The sequence below is a fragment of the Clostridium sp. ATCC 25772 genome, assembly GCF_001573875.1.
Taxonomy (GTDB): domain Bacteria; phylum Bacillota; class Clostridia; order Clostridiales; family Clostridiaceae; genus Clostridium_J; species Clostridium_J senegalense.
This window is the reverse complement of record NZ_LFRG01000010.1, coordinates 187,686-203,003: the sequence shown is the minus strand read 5'-3', so window position 1 is coordinate 203,003 and position 15,318 is coordinate 187,686. Positions and strand designations below refer to the sequence as shown.

General features: G+C 28.2%; 20 protein-coding genes. All 20 read left to right on the top strand.

Features of this window, described 5'->3' with window-relative positions:
- The first annotated feature begins 2 nt into the window (after positions 1–2).
- The 20 genes from AZI32_RS05650 to fliF all read left to right on the top strand — a co-directional run bounded on the left by AZI32_RS05650 (position 3) and on the right by fliF (position 15,318).
- Positions 3–617, top strand: coding sequence for a chemotaxis protein CheC (locus AZI32_RS05650; RefSeq protein WP_061994920.1), 615 nt, complete (start codon positions 3–5; stop codon positions 615–617).
- Positions 610–969 (top strand): response regulator, encoded by a 360-nt coding sequence (locus AZI32_RS05645; RefSeq protein ID WP_061994919.1) that lies wholly within the window; start codon positions 610–612, stop codon positions 967–969. The genes AZI32_RS05650 and AZI32_RS05645 overlap by 8 nt, the downstream gene beginning before the upstream one ends.
- 11 nt (positions 970–980) lie before the next feature.
- The gene (locus tag AZI32_RS05640; protein WP_010292448.1) at positions 981–1,379 is read left to right on the top strand and encodes a chemotaxis protein CheW; all 399 of its coding nucleotides are present in this window, start codon (positions 981–983) and stop codon (positions 1,377–1,379) included.
- A gap of 30 nt (positions 1,380–1,409) precedes the next feature.
- Complete coding sequence (gene fliM, locus AZI32_RS05635; RefSeq protein ID WP_061994918.1) at positions 1,410–2,402, top strand: flagellar motor switch protein FliM; 993 nt, start codon at positions 1,410–1,412, stop codon at positions 2,400–2,402.
- Complete coding sequence (gene fliY, locus AZI32_RS05630; RefSeq protein ID WP_061994917.1) at positions 2,395–3,522, top strand: flagellar motor switch phosphatase FliY; 1,128 nt, start codon at positions 2,395–2,397, stop codon at positions 3,520–3,522. Before fliM ends, fliY begins: the two co-directional genes overlap by 8 nt.
- 211 nt (positions 3,523–3,733) lie before the next feature.
- Complete coding sequence (gene flgM, locus AZI32_RS05625; protein ID WP_061994916.1) at positions 3,734–4,012, top strand: flagellar biosynthesis anti-sigma factor FlgM; 279 nt, start codon at positions 3,734–3,736, stop codon at positions 4,010–4,012.
- A complete protein-coding gene (locus tag AZI32_RS05620; protein WP_061994915.1) occupies positions 4,012–4,428 on the top strand; it encodes a flagellar protein FlgN in 417 nt (138 codons plus the stop codon). Before flgM ends, AZI32_RS05620 begins: the two co-directional genes overlap by 1 nt.
- Before the next feature lie 12 nt (positions 4,429–4,440).
- On the top strand, positions 4,441–6,048 hold the full coding sequence (gene flgK / locus AZI32_RS05615; RefSeq protein ID WP_061994914.1) for a flagellar hook-associated protein FlgK: 1,608 nt from the start codon (positions 4,441–4,443) through the stop codon (positions 6,046–6,048).
- Between the two features lie 12 nt (positions 6,049–6,060).
- Positions 6,061–7,263: a flagellar hook-associated protein FlgL gene (gene flgL / locus AZI32_RS05610; RefSeq protein ID WP_061994913.1), complete on the top strand. Its 1,203-nt coding sequence runs from the start codon at positions 6,061–6,063 to the stop codon at positions 7,261–7,263.
- Positions 7,264–7,282: 19 nt separating this feature from the next.
- The gene (gene fliW, locus AZI32_RS05605) at positions 7,283–7,720 is read left to right on the top strand and encodes a flagellar assembly protein FliW (RefSeq protein WP_061994912.1); all 438 of its coding nucleotides are present in this window, start codon (positions 7,283–7,285) and stop codon (positions 7,718–7,720) included.
- Positions 7,714–7,929 (top strand): carbon storage regulator CsrA, encoded by a 216-nt coding sequence (csrA, locus tag AZI32_RS05600; protein ID WP_010292432.1) that lies wholly within the window; start codon positions 7,714–7,716, stop codon positions 7,927–7,929. Before fliW ends, csrA begins: the two co-directional genes overlap by 7 nt.
- Positions 7,930–7,944: 15 nt before the next feature.
- Positions 7,945–8,349 carry a flagellar protein FlaG gene (locus AZI32_RS05595; RefSeq protein WP_061994911.1) on the top strand — a complete coding sequence of 135 codons (405 nt, stop codon included), beginning with the start codon at positions 7,945–7,947 and terminating at the stop codon, positions 8,347–8,349.
- Between the two features lie 19 nt (positions 8,350–8,368).
- Positions 8,369–8,758: a flagellar export chaperone FliS gene (fliS, locus tag AZI32_RS05590; protein WP_061994910.1), complete on the top strand. Its 390-nt coding sequence runs from the start codon at positions 8,369–8,371 to the stop codon at positions 8,756–8,758.
- A gap of 281 nt (positions 8,759–9,039) precedes the next feature.
- Complete coding sequence (gene fliD / locus AZI32_RS05585; protein WP_061994909.1) at positions 9,040–10,536, top strand: flagellar filament capping protein FliD; 1,497 nt, start codon at positions 9,040–9,042, stop codon at positions 10,534–10,536.
- A 5-nt stretch (positions 10,537–10,541) separates the two neighbouring features.
- On the top strand, positions 10,542–10,886 hold the full coding sequence (locus tag AZI32_RS05580; protein ID WP_061994908.1) for a flagellar protein FliT: 345 nt from the start codon (positions 10,542–10,544) through the stop codon (positions 10,884–10,886).
- A 797-nt stretch (positions 10,887–11,683) separates the two neighbouring features.
- The gene (locus AZI32_RS05575; RefSeq protein ID WP_061994907.1) at positions 11,684–12,508 is read left to right on the top strand and encodes a flagellin; all 825 of its coding nucleotides are present in this window, start codon (positions 11,684–11,686) and stop codon (positions 12,506–12,508) included.
- 86 nt (positions 12,509–12,594) lie between these two features.
- Positions 12,595–12,981, top strand: a complete 387-nt coding sequence (flgB, locus tag AZI32_RS05570; RefSeq protein WP_082761149.1) for a flagellar basal body rod protein FlgB — start codon at positions 12,595–12,597, stop codon at positions 12,979–12,981.
- Positions 12,982–12,984: 3 nt separating this feature from the next.
- Positions 12,985–13,416 (top strand): flagellar basal body rod protein FlgC, encoded by a 432-nt coding sequence (gene flgC, locus AZI32_RS05565; protein WP_061994906.1) that lies wholly within the window; start codon positions 12,985–12,987, stop codon positions 13,414–13,416.
- A 9-nt stretch (positions 13,417–13,425) separates the two neighbouring features.
- Positions 13,426–13,734: a flagellar hook-basal body complex protein FliE gene (gene fliE, locus AZI32_RS05560; protein WP_061994905.1), complete on the top strand. Its 309-nt coding sequence runs from the start codon at positions 13,426–13,428 to the stop codon at positions 13,732–13,734.
- Positions 13,735–13,749: 15 nt separating this feature from the next.
- Positions 13,750–15,318 (top strand): flagellar basal-body MS-ring/collar protein FliF, encoded by a 1,569-nt coding sequence (gene fliF, locus AZI32_RS05555; protein ID WP_061994904.1) that lies wholly within the window; start codon positions 13,750–13,752, stop codon positions 15,316–15,318.

The window sequence follows — 15,318 nt, the reverse complement described above, 5'->3', positions numbered from 1 at the left end:
ATTTGGAATATACGAAGCTAACTGATCTCCAGTTAGATGCACTAAGGGAAGTAGGAAATATAGGAATAGGAAATTCTGCAACAGCATTATCTAATCTTTTAAATAAAAAGGTTGATATAACTTTTCCTAAAGTAAATTTAATACCTTACGAAGAAATATTTGAAAATGATGCTGAAGATTTAGTCTATGCAGTTGTAATTAGAGTGCTTGGTGATGCACCAGGAAATATGTTATTCATAATAGATGAAAACTCTCTTTTGGATATAATAAGTAGTCTTTGTGGCCAATGTGGAGATGAAGTAAATGAAATGGGACTATCGGTTTTAGCCGAGGTTGGCAATATAATTTCATCCACTTATATAAATGCCATTGCATCACTTACAAATTTGAGCTTAACGCTTTCTGTGCCAGCAGTGGCTAGTGATATGATAGGGGCTATACTTTCAACAACATTTATGGAAGCTGGTCAATATGGAGAGTCTGTTTTAGATATTGAAACAGAATTTATTCAAGAAAACGAAACATTAAACGGGCATTTTTATTATATTCCTATGCCTGGCTCATTAGAAAAAATATTGAAATCTTTAGGAATAATGGAGGGAAATTTAAATGGCTAAAGTATTAATAGTTGATGACGCAACATTTATGAGAATGATGATAAAGGACATTCTTGAAAAGAATGGATTTGAAGTAGTAGGAGAAGCACCAAATGGAATAAAGGCTGTAGAACTTTATAAATCTGAGAAACCAGATGTGGTTACAATGGATATAACTATGCCGGATATGGATGGGATAGAAGCTGTAAAAGCTATAAAAGAGTTTGATCCAAATGCCAAAATAGTAATGTGTAGTGCAATGGGTCAACAAAGCATGGTTATGGATGCTATAAGAGCAGGTGCAAAAGATTTTATAGTTAAGCCTTTCCAAGCAGATAGAGTATTAGAAGCTATAAATAAAGTAATTGGATAGGGGGACTAGCAATGCAAGTTGTTGTTTTTAGGATTGGGGATGAACAATTTGCTGTTGAAACTAGCAAAGTTCAAAGTATATGTGATATGATGAACATCACATTAGTACCCAAGGCACCAAGTCATATAAAAGGGCTTATAAATTTAAGAGGGATTATAATTACAATTTTAGATATAAACTTAGTATTAAATATGAAATCAGCTAATACCGAGGAACAAAATATTATAATATTAAATCTAGAAGATGAGGCTGTTGGTATTACAGTAGATTCAGTAGATGAGGTGTTAGAAGTAGAAGATGGTTCTGTAGAAAGAGTAGTTAGTGATAAGGAAAAAGTATTTATAAAAGGTGTAATTAATTTAAAAGATAGAATTATAACTTTATTAGATTTTGATAAAATAAATATATAAAATCTACGAATATAGGAATGAGGTAGAGTAATGTCAGAAGTATTATCTCAAAGAGAAATAGATGCTCTTTTGCTTGCTTTATCTTCTGGAGATTTAGAGGCAGATTCATTGGAAGTGAAGGAAGAGAAAGTTAAAGTAAAACCTTATGATTTTAGAAGGCCTCAAAAATTTACTAAAGATCATATAAGAACTTTAGAGCTTGTTCATGACAATTACAGTAGAATAATTTCTAATTATTTAACTGCACAACTTAGAAGTAATATAAAAGTTAATGTAGAAAGTGTTCAGCAAATAACTTATGAAGAGTTTATTCACTCTATACCAAATCCTACAGTGCTTACACTTTTTAAAATGCCACCATTAAGTGGAGATATATTACTTGAAACTAATGCAGAATTTGTTCTTAGAATGTATGATGTTTTAGCAGGAGGTTCAGGTTATAAAAAGCCTAAATTAAAGGAGCTTACAGAAATAGAAAAGAAACTTATTAAAGTTTTAAATAGTGGATTAGTATCAAATTTGAAATTAGCATGGGAAGATGTTTTAGACGTACAACCAGAAATTCAAGAAATAGAAACAAATCCAGCATTAAATCAAACTCTAGCGCCTAATGAGCCAGTTGCTCTTATAACATTTACCGTTGAAATGTTTAGCACTACTATGTTTATGAATATTTGTATACCATATCTTAGTATAGAGAAAGTTTTAGATAAGCTCGTAATTAGATATTGGTTTAGCAATGATGACGAACTAGCAAATGAGCATAAGAAGAAGGTAAGACATAGACTAGATAAAGTAAATGTAGATATTTTATCTATACTTGGAAAAACAGAAATAACAGTTAGTGATTTCTTATCTTTAAATATAGGAGATGTTATAACTTTAGATAATAATATAGATTCACCAGCAGAGGTTTATGTAGAAGAACAATTGACTTATATTGGTAAACCTGGCTTAAGTGGAAAGCAAAGAGCAGTTCAAATAATAGAATATATAAGCGAGGATGTGGAGAACGATGAGTAACGGATTTCTATCACAAGAAGAAATAGATTCTTTATTAAATGGAAATGACTCTTCACCTAAAGAGAGTGAAAAGGAAAAAGAAAAGGAAGTTTTAAGTGATATAGAAAAAGATCTTCTTGGTGAAGTTGGAAATATTTCTATGGGATCCGCTGCAACAGCGCTTTCCACCATTATAGGAAAAAAGGTAAATATAACTACACCAAATATACAAGTAAGTACTTTAAGAAAAGTAAGAGAAGGCTTTGAAACGCCAAATGTAGTTTTAGATGTTAAATTTACTAGTGGAATAATGGGTGGAAATTTATTAATAATGAAAATAAGCGATGCAGCGGTTATTGCAAGCCTTATGATGGGTGGAGATGGAAAAGTAGATGGAATCAGTGAGCTTTCAGAAATAGAAATTAGTGCAGTATCTGAAGCTATGAATCAAATGATAGGTTCGGCTGCTACTTCTATGGCTACTATGTTCAGAAGAGAAGTAAATATTTCACCACCATTATCAAGTATTTGTGATGAAACAACATCACCATTATCAGAAGAAATTAATGAAGAAGAAGAAATTGCATTTATATCATTTAGAATGAATATTGAAGATTTAGTAGACAGTAGTATTATGCAAGTATTACCACTAGTTACTGCTCAAAAAATTATAACTATAATGATGGGAACAGAAGAAGAAACTACGCCTAAAGAAGAAAATGTAGTGGAAGAAAATAACACAAAAGAAGAAATTCAAATGAAAAATGAAAATGTTAACTATGATTATGAACCAAAATCAATAGAGACTAATGATGAGCCTGTTCAAGTTAGACAAGCTGCCTTTAGTCAATTGAATAATAGACCAACTACAAGTATGCCAAATAATATAGATTTAATACTAGATGTACCACTAGAAGTATCTGTTGTGCTTGGTAAAACTAGAAAAAATATAAGAGAAGTATTAGAATTAACTACAGGATCACTAATAGAGTTAGACACATTAGCAGAGGAACCAGTGGATATCTTAGTTAATGGCAAAAAAATAGCCTATGGCGAAGTAGTTGTAGTTGATGAGAATTTTGGTGTTAAAATCACAGGAATAGTAAGTGGTGAAGAAAGAGTTAGAAGTCTTGGTAAATAAAATCAATGGTATATATTTTTAAGAGTTATAATCTATTGATATAAATAAAAGGCTGTGAATAAGTATATTAAATATATTTTTTCGCAGCCTTTTATTTTAAAAATATTAACTTTTATTTAAATTTAGTATAAGTTTTTAAACTTTTTTCTATAAACTTTTAATATAAGATAACGATATAATTATTAGAATAAACACAAGGTAGGTATGAAAAATGAAAATTAATAGTACATCAAATTTTATGGCCATTAACTCATATAAAAATGTGAATAAAACAGTGGCTAAAACTAATGAAATTTCAATTAAAGATAGCTGTGAAATTTCAAACTTAGGAAAAACTTTAAATACTATGGCTGCAACTGATTTAAAAGAAACCTCTACTGAAAGAATTGAGAAAATAAAAGCTCAAATTAAAGAAGGAACTTATAAGGTTGATAGTAAGTTAGTAGCAGAAAAAATCATAGAACATTTAAATGGGAGAGAATACTACTAATGAATAATAAATTGAATGATATTTTAATTAAGGAAAAACAAGCTATTGGAGAAATTTTAAATTTATTAGAACAACAATACAATTTAATAGTTAAAGATGATGCTTTGGGGTTGGAGTCAATCATTTCTAACATTGAAAAATCAAACAAAGAAATTGCAATAGTTGAAATGGAAAGAAGAAAAATTACAAAAGGAAGATCTATGAAAGAAGTAATAGATGAATATAAAGATAAAGAATTAGAAAAAAATTATGATGATTGCATTATGCTTTTAGAGGAAACAAAGATGCAAAAAGATAGTAATAGCATTTTGTTAAAGCAAGCACTAAATTATACTAATGCAATGATTAACATGTTAAAACCACAAGATAAAGGTGCCATAAACACTTATAATTCTTATGGAAAAATTAGAAGGTAGCGAGGTGATAAAATGTCAGGTTTGTTTGGAACAATGCAAGTATCTAAATTAGGTATGCTTGCACAACAATCTGCTCTTAACACTACATCACATAATATGTCTAATGTAAATACTCCTGGATATTCAAGGCAACATGTTATTTTATCTGCTAGTCGTCCTATAACACTTGCAGGTCCAGGTCAAATAGGAACAGGGGTAAATGTAGTAGCTATAACAAGAACAAGAGATACTTTTTTAGATTATCAAATTAGAAGAGAGTCTAGTAATCTTGCTGACTCAATAGCTAAAGAAAAATATTTATCTGAAATTGAAGGGATATTTAATGAGCCTAGCGATACAGCTATATCAAAATTATTGTCAGAGTATTATGATGCATGGCAAACATTATCATTAAACCCAGAAAAATCAGAAGCAAGACAAGTAGTAGTTCAAACAGCTAAACAATTAACAGATTTATTAAATCATACACATAAACAACTGGAAGACACTAAAGGAAACTTAGAGACAGAAAAAAAACAATCAGTAGAAGATATAAATAATTTATTAGATCAAATAAATGAACTTAACAAAGAGATAAAAAAGGTTACTTTTGCCGGAAATAATCCTAATGATTTATTAGATTCTAGAGATTTATTATTAGATGAATTAAGTACAAAATTTGGTATTGATGTAACTTCAGAGAATCTTAATGGAATATCATTAAAACCAGAAGGAACTGATATAAATTTAATACAGGATACAGATAGTGATTTTAAGTATCATATAGAATATGAAGAAGGTAAAGGATATAAATTTGTTGGAGTTAAAAAAACCAGCAAAAAAATTGAACCAGGTGAAGGAAAATCTGATTCTGATGTTAAATATGTAACTGAATTAGTTATTGATTCAAAAAATTTATATCCATCAGCTGGAACATTAGGTGGATTACTAAAATTAGATGAAAAAATACAATCTAACATAGATAAATTAGATAACTTAGCAAAAACTATAGCATTATCTACTAATGCAATACATTCAGATGGTGGTGGAAATAGAAACTTTTTCACTGATGGAACAGAGGAAGATAAAATAGGTAATGATGATTCAGGTATGAATATAACTGCAGGAAATATAACTATAAATGAGGATTTGTTGAAAAATCCTATGCTTTTAAATGTAAGCAGTGGTTCAAATAGTGGTGGAACAGATGGAAAAAGAGCTTTAGTTATAGCACAGCTTAGAAATATGAAATTTATAATTGATGATGAAACAAATGGTGTTAAAAAAGATACCACATTAAATCAATTTAAAACTAATAATGGCTATAAAATAGAAAATGGTGTTACTTCAGAAGGTATTATAACTTTTGAAAATAATAAAGATGGTGCAAGTGTAGAGGGGTATTATAAAGGCATAATAAATACATTAGGTATTGAAGCTCAAGCTGCTAAAAGAGATGTTGCTAATAAACAAATGCTATTAGGTAGTTTTATTGAAAAAAGAGAGTCTACATCAGGAGTTTCTATTGATGAAGAAACTATAAATTTAGTTCAGTTTAACCATGCTTATCAAGCAAATGCAAAGATGATATCTACTGTAGATGAATTGTTAGATGTAGTAATAAATGGATTAAAACGTTAGGGTGGTGGTTTTATGAGAATAACTAACAAAATGATGTCAAATTCATTTTTAGCAGATATGAATGTAAACTTAAATCATATGAAACGTAAACAAGAGCAACTTGATACAGGTAAAGAATTTAAAAGACCATCTGATAGTCCATTTAAAGCAGCTCGTTCTATGCAAATATATAGTGAAATTTATGCAAATGAGCAGTATAACACTAATATAAACCATACTATAAACTGGTTAGATACAACAGATAGTGCATTAGATAATTTAGGTAAGTCTTTAAGTAGAATAAGAGAACTTATGGTTTCAGCTGGAAATGGTACTTATGATAAAGATGAATTAAAAGCAGTTAAAGATGAAATATCAGAGAAAGTAAATGAAATTTCTCAAATATTAAATACGTCCTTTGATGGAAAATATATTTTTGGTGGAACCCATGGTGACAAAAAACCTACCACTGTAGATGAAAATGGAGAACTTATCGATGGAACCATTGGAGACAATTTAAAGGTTGAAATCTCTTCTGGAGTTGTTATTGAATATAGTGTTAATGCTAATGAACTTTTAAATTTTACAAGTAAAGATTTAAAAGATGAAATTTTAAAAGATGAAAATGGAAACCTATTAAAAATTGATAAAGATAACAATGTTTTAAGAGTAGATAAGGAATCACATTTAGTGGATGGAAATGGGGAAAAGATCCTATATAATGGAGAGCCTATCACAATTGATGGTAATGGAGAACTTAAAGATAAAGATAACCAATTATTGAAGATAAATAAGGAAAATGGACAACTTGTAGATAAAGATGGTAAACCGTTAAAGAATAAAGAGGGAAAAGAAATCGATATAAAAATAGATATAGATAATAAAATTGCAGCAAATGACACTTTAGGAGATCTATTAAATGATATAATAAAGGATTTAGGAGAAGATGGAGACATATCCAAAGTGAATAATGAGGACTTAGAAAGATTAGATAGTGCAATTAGCAATCTTTTAAGTGTTCGTTCAAAGGTTGGAACTTTTCAAAATAGAATGAAAGGTGCAAAAAATGTAAATGAAGACCAAAATATAAACCTTAAAGCAATATTGTCTTACAATGAAGATATAGACTGGGTGGAAAAGAGCATGGAGATGGGAATGATACAAACTGTTTATTTAGCATCGCTTCAAACAGCATCTAAAATATTACCACCATCTTTATTAGATTTTATAAGATAATGAATAAGGAGTAAAAATTATGGAACTAAAGACTAAGTATCATGGCATTGTAAAATATGATGAAGATGAAATTATAACTTTAAGTGATGGTCTTTTAGGATTTGAGCATTTAAAAAAATATATAATATTTTCACTAAAAGATAATGAAGATTTTAAAGTTATTCATTCACTTGAAGATGAATCAGTAGGCATAGTTATTATGTCACCATTTTTAGTAATAAAAAATTATGAGTTTAATTTGAGTGATAAAATAGTGTCTAAATTAAAGATTAAAAATGAAAAAGAAGTAGCGGTTTATACTACAGTAACATTAAATTCAGATATAAATAAAATTACAACTAATTTAAAAGCCCCTATAGTTTTAAATATAAGTAGCAATCTTGGAAAACAAATTATAATAGATAATGAAAGTTATAATATAAAGGAACTACTATTTAAGGAGAATTTAAAATGTTAGTTGTAAGTAGAAAAAAAGGGGAATCTATATTAATAGGTGAAGATGTTGAAATCGTTGTAGTTAAACTAGATAATGGGTCAGTAAAATTATCTATAAATGCACCAAAAGATGTTACAATCCTAAGAAAGGAATTGAAGGATGCTGTAACTATAGAAAATAAAAATGCAGTCTCAGTAGATACCTCAATCCTTGGAAAATTAAAAAAATAATTAAGAGGTGTAAACATGGAAGTTGGAACAATGAAAATTGTAGATAACAAGGAAGTAAACTATAATAAATTAAATTCTAACAAAAAAAAAGATGCTAATTTAGTAGAACAACAAGACAAAGCTTCAGATATTCAAGGTGAAAAAAATAAAGGTATTGGTTTAAATGATAAATATAATTCAAAGGAAAATATTGAAGAGAAGAAATTAAAGAATGCTGTAGAAAAATTAAATGTATTTTTAAAGGAACATGATTCCTATGTAAAATATGAACAGCATGAATTTTTTAGAAATACTTTTATAGTAAAAATAATGGATAAAGAAAATGATAAAGTAATAAAAGAAATACCACCTAAAAAAATATTAGATATGGTGGCAGCTATGTGTGAAATGGCAGGAGTTCTACTAGATGAAAAAGCATAGGTAAAAGGTGGGTTAAAGGATGAATTCTTATGCTAATGGATATAATGCTTATAAAAAAAATAGCATAAACTATGCTTCAAAAGAGCAATTATTATTGATGCTTTTAGATGGAGCAGTAAAATATGCCAAAATAGGAAGACAAGCAATATTAGACAAGGATATAAAACAGAAGCATGAAAACTTAGTAAAAACTCAGGATATATTTTATGAGTTAATGATATCATTAGATAGAAGTACAAATCTACAATGGATAGATGGTCTATCATCTGTATATGAATTTATAAATAATAGATTAATGGAAGCTAATATAAAATCTGACATAAATATAATGGATGAGATTATACCACTTATAGAAGATATTAGAAGTATGTGGAATGATGCATATAAAATAGCAGCTAAACAAAGATAAGTAAGAAATATAAATTAACATATATATTGAACTTTTGTAAATATGTTAATTATATTAAATTAGCTACCATAGGTGTAAACCTAAGCTTAAAATTCTAAGATTATAGCGCTAAAAAGTAATAATGAAAAAATTTAAAATGCTAATCTATGAAATTTTCAAAGAAACTCTAAATATATTTTTATCCGATAACAATATATTATCTAATAGGTATATGGGGAATAAAAACTAATTTATTCCCTATATTTTTATAAAATATTATTAATTTAGAAAGGGTGAATTATATGAGAATAACGGGTATGGCAACAGGCATGGATACAGACACCATGATAAAAGACATGCTTAAACCACAACAGCTTAAAATAGATTCGATGAAGCAACAACAACAAGTAGTGCTTTGGCAACAGGAAATATATAGAGACATTATAAAAGATGTTCATGGGTTAATGGGTAAATATTTTGATGTTCTAAATAAAGATACGTACTTACTATCTTCAGAGTCTTTAAATAGTTCTAAAGTTAAATGCAGTAATGAAATATTAAACATATCAGCAAATTCAGAGGCTAAAGAAGGAACATATAAAGTTAAAGTTTCACAACTTGCAACTAATGCTAGTTTTAAAGGTGAAAAGGTTGAAAAAGGAATAAAATGGGAAAGTAAGATTGAAGAATTAGAAGGTATTGACACAGAGAAAAATTTAAAAATTAAAGCTAATAATGGGGATGAAGTTGTAATTAAACTAGAACCTGATATGACAATAAAAGATGTAGCAAAAAAAATTTCAGAACAAACAAAAGGTGAAGTGAAATTACAATATAGTGAAATTTCGAATAGTTTTGAAATAAGTACACAGAAAACAGGGGGAAATGCAAAACTAGAGATTACTGATGAAACAGGATTGATGACAAAATTAAAAGTGCCAACTACGATTGATAAGGAGAAACATATTGGAATTGGAAAAAATTTTGAGGGTACAATAACATTACCTGGTGATTCAAATGAATATGATATTACATCAAATAATAATAAATTTTCAAAAGATGGGATAAATTTTGATTTAAATGGAGCAGAAATTGGTGAAGATTTTACAATTACTATAAATAAAGACAATGGTAAAGCAATTGAAACAGTTAAAAGCTTTATTGAAGATTATAATAAATTAATAGATAAGGTTAACAAACTTAATACAGAAAAAAGAAATTATAGTTATAAGCCTCTTACAGATGATGAAAAGAAAGATATGAAAGAGGAAGAAATAAAAAAATGGGAAGAACAAACTAAAAAGGGTATATTAAAAGGTGATAGTTATCTTAAGAACATGATGTCAGAGTTAAGAATGGATATGTTTGGAGATAAGGATACTTTATTTAGTATAGGCATAGAAACATCTGATAATGTGCGAGAAGGTGGAAAACTTGTTTTAGATGAAGATAAGTTTAAAAAGGCATTAAATGAAGATGCAGAAAAAACATTTAATACTTTTAAAATAGGAATGGAAAAAGTAGATACAACATTTAAAAAATATGCAAGTACAAGAATATTAGGTGATACTGGAAATAGAGGATTACTACTAGAAAAAGCTGGAATTGAAGGTAGTGTAACAGATAAGAATAATATTTTAACTAAAAGCATATTAGATAAAGAAGATATGATAAAAGAACAAGTAAAGAAAATGAATGAAATGGAAAATAGATATTATCTACAGTTTGCTCAGTTAGAGAAGGTTATGAATTCATTAAATTCTCAAATGAATTGGTTTACACAGCAGATGGGTAGTTAAAATACATGGAAAATTTACTTGAAAGATGTTCTTCTATAAATCAAGAAATAATAAGAAGCCTTAGTGAAGATATTGAAAATGCGTCTTATGATAATATAGAAAGCTTAATTATAGAAAAACAAATGATAATAAATAAAATAGAAAATTCTAATGTAGATAAAGAAAGATTAAAAAGTGTTATATGTAAATTAAATTTATTAGAGGATGAGAAAAAGATTAAAATTTTATTTAACACAAGAAAAGATGAAATAAAGGATAAGATAAAAATTATATCAAGAAATAAAGTAGCTAATAATCAATATAATAAAGATTTTTATAGAAATTCTTATTTCATAAATGAAAAAGTCTAAATTTAAAACAAAGTCTACATAAAAAGTTTATGTAGACTTTAATTTTTTTATAAAATTTCATAAAAATATAGAAGTTATGATATTTTTTGATAAATATATGATAATTTTGTATATATGTTACAATTAAAGTGCATTTTGTGACAAGTTTATTGAAAAAGCAAATTTAAAAACTTAATATAGAAGTAAGAAAAGTGTTTAAGTTCTAATAAACAAGACAACCTACCTTGTTTAATATAAACTATAGGGTTACAAGTTGACTTTTAAAATTGATTATTCTAAAACTTGGATACCCCAAATAGTGAGACATGATAACTATCGAAAAATGTGTTTATAAAAATCAACCCAAATTTAATCATAATACTATAGTGACGCTATCAACATTATAGTATTATGATTTTAAAATTGGATAATGTATAAGTTGAAATTTTTGCTTGATTTACTTATATATTAATATCCAATGTTAATATAATTCGTATACTATAGGGTTACAAGTTGACTTTTAAAATTGATTATTCTAAAACTTGGATACCCCAAATAGTGAGACATGCTCTGAAACACTTAGAATTCAACACTATATCTTTTATAAAAATATTTTAAGGTTATTGAATAAATTTAAATTGGAGCTTGTTTACCTATATCATTAAGAGATTAAAAGGTAGTATACATATATGAAATATATCTAAATTATTGAAAAGTTTACTAAATACTTATGTAATTGTCTTTATATAAGAGTGTGGTAAACTATTTGTTGTATACAGTGTTTACAAATATTAAATTAAGAATATGGAGTGAAGTAGATGAGATTAAATCATAATATGTCAGCTCTAAACATATATAATGCCTATTGTAAAAATTTATCTAAACAAAATGCAGCTATGAGCAGAATTCATTCAGGATTAAAAGTTGCAACAGCTAAGGATGATCCTAATAAATTGTCTAGTAGTGAGCATATGAAAATACAAATAAGATCATTAGAAATGGCATCAAGAAATACACAAGATACTATAAGTATGTTACAAACAGCTGATAGTGCATCGCAGAATATATCAGATTCATTAATAAGAATTAAAGAGCTTACTATACAGGCAGGGGGGACAGGCTCTGAAGAAGATAAAAAAATAATTCAAGAGGAAATAAATTCTATATTAGAAGGAATTGATGATATAGCTAAAAATACAGAAATAAACGGTAAAAAGATATTATCGTCAGATAAAGGAATACTAGTTCAATGTGGTAGTAATGCCGGCGAGCAAACTACAATCCCAACAAGTGATTTAAGTTCTTCAGGGTTAGGATTAGATGGACAAATTAAAGTATTAACTACAGAAGAAATAAATAAGTCTATAGATACAATAAATACTGCTATAAGTAAATTAAACGATTGCAGAAGTAAAATGGGAGCTATATCAAATAGATTAACTAGTAATACTGAAATGTTAAATGAATTATCATTAAAAACACAAAATGCGGAGAGCTCTTTAACTGGTGCAGATATTAGCGAGGAGATTATAGAGTATACTAAAAATAATGTTCTAGTAAATGCAGGATTATCACTTATGGTTCAGGCAAATAAGCTTCCTCAAGATGTGCTGAACATTATTGGAAATATAGGTAAAAAATAAAGAAATTAAAGTGAAACTATATAGGGAAATAAGCTTTAGTTTTTGATGTAATTCTGAAGTTAAGTGTATAAAGAGGAGGGATAATATTGGGAATAGATAATGTTACATATAATTTAATAAAAAAAGGAATGGATGTAACAACTTTAAGTGGAAAGGTTATAAACAATAACATATCAAATGTAAATACAAAGGATTATAAAAGAGAATATGTTAATTTTGATGAAGCACTTAAAGAGGAAAATTCAAAAAATTATGAATTAAAAAAAACTAGCAATAAACATATGGGGTTTTCTGCAGATGATATAGAAGTAAAAAAAGATAATAAATCTAGTATGAGAGAAGACGGAAATAATGTTGATATAGAAAGTGAAATGACCAGTGCAGCATCAAATAGTTTAATGTATGATGCGCTAGTAAAACAAGCTAATACTAGATTCAATATGAGAAGTACAGTGATAAAAGGAGGTAATTAATAGATGGAAGCATTTAGAGGTATGAGAATAAGTGCTAGTGGTCTTTCAGCAGAAAGATTAAGACTAGATACAATAACATCTAATATAGTAAATGCAAATACTACAAGAGGCGTTGATGGAAAGCCTTATGTAAGAAAAATTGCAACCTTTGAAGAAAATTTACAAAAAGAGATAGATAAGTCAAGTGGTAAGGTAGAACTAAAACCGATGGGAATTAAAGCAGTCGGTGTTGAAGATGATAAATCTCCACTAAAAAAAGTTTATGATCCATCCCATCCTGATGCAGATGAAAAGGGATATGTAACAATGCCTAATGTAAATATATTAAATGAAACAGTAGATTTAATTGCTGCTTCAAGAGCCTACGAAGGAAATATAACAGCATTAAATACTCAAAAGAATATGATATCAAAAACATTAGAAATTGGAAGATAGGTGAATTTTATGGTAACAAACGAATTTGTTCCCGGCATTAAGGTTTTTAATGAAGGGGTAAAAGGAAATATTGAGAATAAGAATGAGCAAAACAATATAGGAAGTAGTTTTTCTGAAATGTTAAATTCAGCTTTAAATAAGGTTAATGAAACACAAGTAAAAGCAGAAGAAGAAACAAATGGTTTTATAAAAGGTGATGTTAATTTACATGAAGCAATGGTTTCAGCGGAAGAAGCTAGATTGACATTAGAACTAGCAGTTCAAGTAAGAAATAAGCTTATAAATGCCTATGAAGAATTTAATAAAATGCAAATATAGTAAGGAGTGCACAGAATGAGTAAGCTATCTGAGAGCTTAAAAGAGCAAAAAGATAAAATAAAAGAAATGAGCAAGGCTAAAAAGATAGCTGTAGCTATACTTACCTCCGTTGCTATAATAACTGTAATAACGATGTCAGTACTTGCTTTAAAACCTAAATATGCAGTATTATTCTCCAAAATGACAGCAGAGGATTCAGGCGCAGTAATAGAAAAATTAGAAGAGAAAAAATATAAATATAAAATTCAAGGGGATTCTATTTTAGTAGAAAAGAAAGATGTAGATAAGTTAAGAATGGAATTATTATCACAAGTATCTTTCAAAGAAGGTAGCAATGGTTTTGAATTGTTTGATGAGAAAAGTTCAGTAGGTTCTACAGATACAGAAACTAAAGTTATGTATCAAAGGGCATTAGCTGGAGAATTAGAAAGAACTATAAAATCTTTTGAGGAAGTGGAGAATGCAAAAGTTAATTTAGTTATACCAGATAAATCTGCATTTATAACTAAACCGACTCCAGCATCGGCATCAGTAACATTATTAATGAGCAAAGGCAAGCAATTATCTGAGGATCAAGTAAAGGCTATTGTTTCATTAATTTCAGGAAGTGTAGAAAACCTTCCAAATGAAAATGTAACTGTTGTATCTGACGATTTCAAGTTATTAACAGAAGGTCTTTATGATGAAAAAGGTGAAAATAAATCTATTAATTCTACTGAAAAGCAATTACAAGCTAAAAAGCAATTGGAAGAAGAATATTCAAAAAAAATAATGAATGTACTTGAACCTATATATAAAGACAAAGTTAGAGTATCTGTAAATGCAGAATTAAATTTTGATGCAGTAGAGCAAAATAGTGTGGATTATGGTAAAGAAGGCGCAGTTGTAAGTAATCATGAAGTTGTTACTACAGAAAATGATAGTGGTAACACATCAGGTAGTCCAGTAGATAATAATATGAATAACACTCAGAATAATGAAGAGACAGAAAAAGGAGTTACTCATAAAGAAAATACTACAAATTATGAGCTATCTAAAAAGGAACAAACAGTTATTAAAGCACCAGGAGAAGTTCAAAAATTATCAGCATCTGTAGTAGTAGATGGTAAAGTAGATGCTCAAGCAAAAAATGCTATAAGAAATCTAGTTACCGAGTCTATTGGATTAGATAAAAAAAGAGGAGATTCAGTAACTGTTGAATCATTAGATTTTGATAATGCAGAAAAAGAAGCAGCTCAAAAAGAATTAGAAGATATGAAAAAACAAGAAGCTGCTGCGAAAAGAAACAAGATTATAGCTATGGTAGTAGGTGGAGTTGGTGCGCTTATAGCAATTTTAGCAATAATTTTAGCAGTTAAGAAATCAAGGGGAGAAGATGAAGAAGAGTATGAAGATGAGGATTCAAACTTTGATATTATAATCGGAGATGACGTAAAACCAAAAGAAGTTTTTGAAACTTTAAATTTAGACGCTAAAAATGAAAATGAGCATGTTACAGGTGAAGTTAAAAAGTATGCAACTAATAAACCAGAACAGGTAGCAGATGTTGTTAAATCATGGTTAGCAGATGATGAAAGGGGATAA

Excerpts from the sequence above, each read along its gene's own strand:
- fliE (WP_061994905.1), top strand. The coding sequence starts at position 13,426 with ATGGTAACAAACGAATTTGTTCCCGGCATTAAGGTTTTTAATGAAGGG.
- flgM (WP_061994916.1), top strand. The coding sequence starts at position 3,734 with ATGAAAATTAATAGTACATCAAATTTTATGGCCATTAACTCATATAAA.
- fliY (WP_061994917.1), top strand. The coding sequence starts at position 2,395 with ATGAGTAACGGATTTCTATCACAAGAAGAAATAGATTCTTTATTAAAT.
- flgK (WP_061994914.1), top strand. The coding sequence starts at position 4,441 with ATGTCAGGTTTGTTTGGAACAATGCAAGTATCTAAATTAGGTATGCTT.
- fliF (WP_061994904.1), top strand. The coding sequence starts at position 13,750 with ATGAGTAAGCTATCTGAGAGCTTAAAAGAGCAAAAAGATAAAATAAAA.
- AZI32_RS05580 (WP_061994908.1), top strand. The coding sequence starts at position 10,542 with ATGGAAAATTTACTTGAAAGATGTTCTTCTATAAATCAAGAAATAATA.
- AZI32_RS05640 (WP_010292448.1), top strand. The coding sequence starts at position 981 with ATGCAAGTTGTTGTTTTTAGGATTGGGGATGAACAATTTGCTGTTGAA.
- fliM (WP_061994918.1), top strand. The coding sequence starts at position 1,410 with ATGTCAGAAGTATTATCTCAAAGAGAAATAGATGCTCTTTTGCTTGCT.
- fliS (WP_061994910.1), top strand. The coding sequence starts at position 8,369 with ATGAATTCTTATGCTAATGGATATAATGCTTATAAAAAAAATAGCATA.
- AZI32_RS05620 (WP_061994915.1), top strand. The coding sequence starts at position 4,012 with ATGAATAATAAATTGAATGATATTTTAATTAAGGAAAAACAAGCTATT.
- fliD (WP_061994909.1), top strand. The coding sequence starts at position 9,040 with ATGAGAATAACGGGTATGGCAACAGGCATGGATACAGACACCATGATA.
- csrA (WP_010292432.1), top strand. The coding sequence starts at position 7,714 with ATGTTAGTTGTAAGTAGAAAAAAAGGGGAATCTATATTAATAGGTGAA.
- AZI32_RS05645 (WP_061994919.1), top strand. The coding sequence starts at position 610 with ATGGCTAAAGTATTAATAGTTGATGACGCAACATTTATGAGAATGATG.
- fliW (WP_061994912.1), top strand. The coding sequence starts at position 7,283 with ATGGAACTAAAGACTAAGTATCATGGCATTGTAAAATATGATGAAGAT.
- flgC (WP_061994906.1), top strand. The coding sequence starts at position 12,985 with ATGGAAGCATTTAGAGGTATGAGAATAAGTGCTAGTGGTCTTTCAGCA.
- AZI32_RS05575 (WP_061994907.1), top strand. The coding sequence starts at position 11,684 with ATGAGATTAAATCATAATATGTCAGCTCTAAACATATATAATGCCTAT.
- flgL (WP_061994913.1), top strand. The coding sequence starts at position 6,061 with ATGAGAATAACTAACAAAATGATGTCAAATTCATTTTTAGCAGATATG.
- AZI32_RS05595 (WP_061994911.1), top strand. The coding sequence starts at position 7,945 with ATGGAAGTTGGAACAATGAAAATTGTAGATAACAAGGAAGTAAACTAT.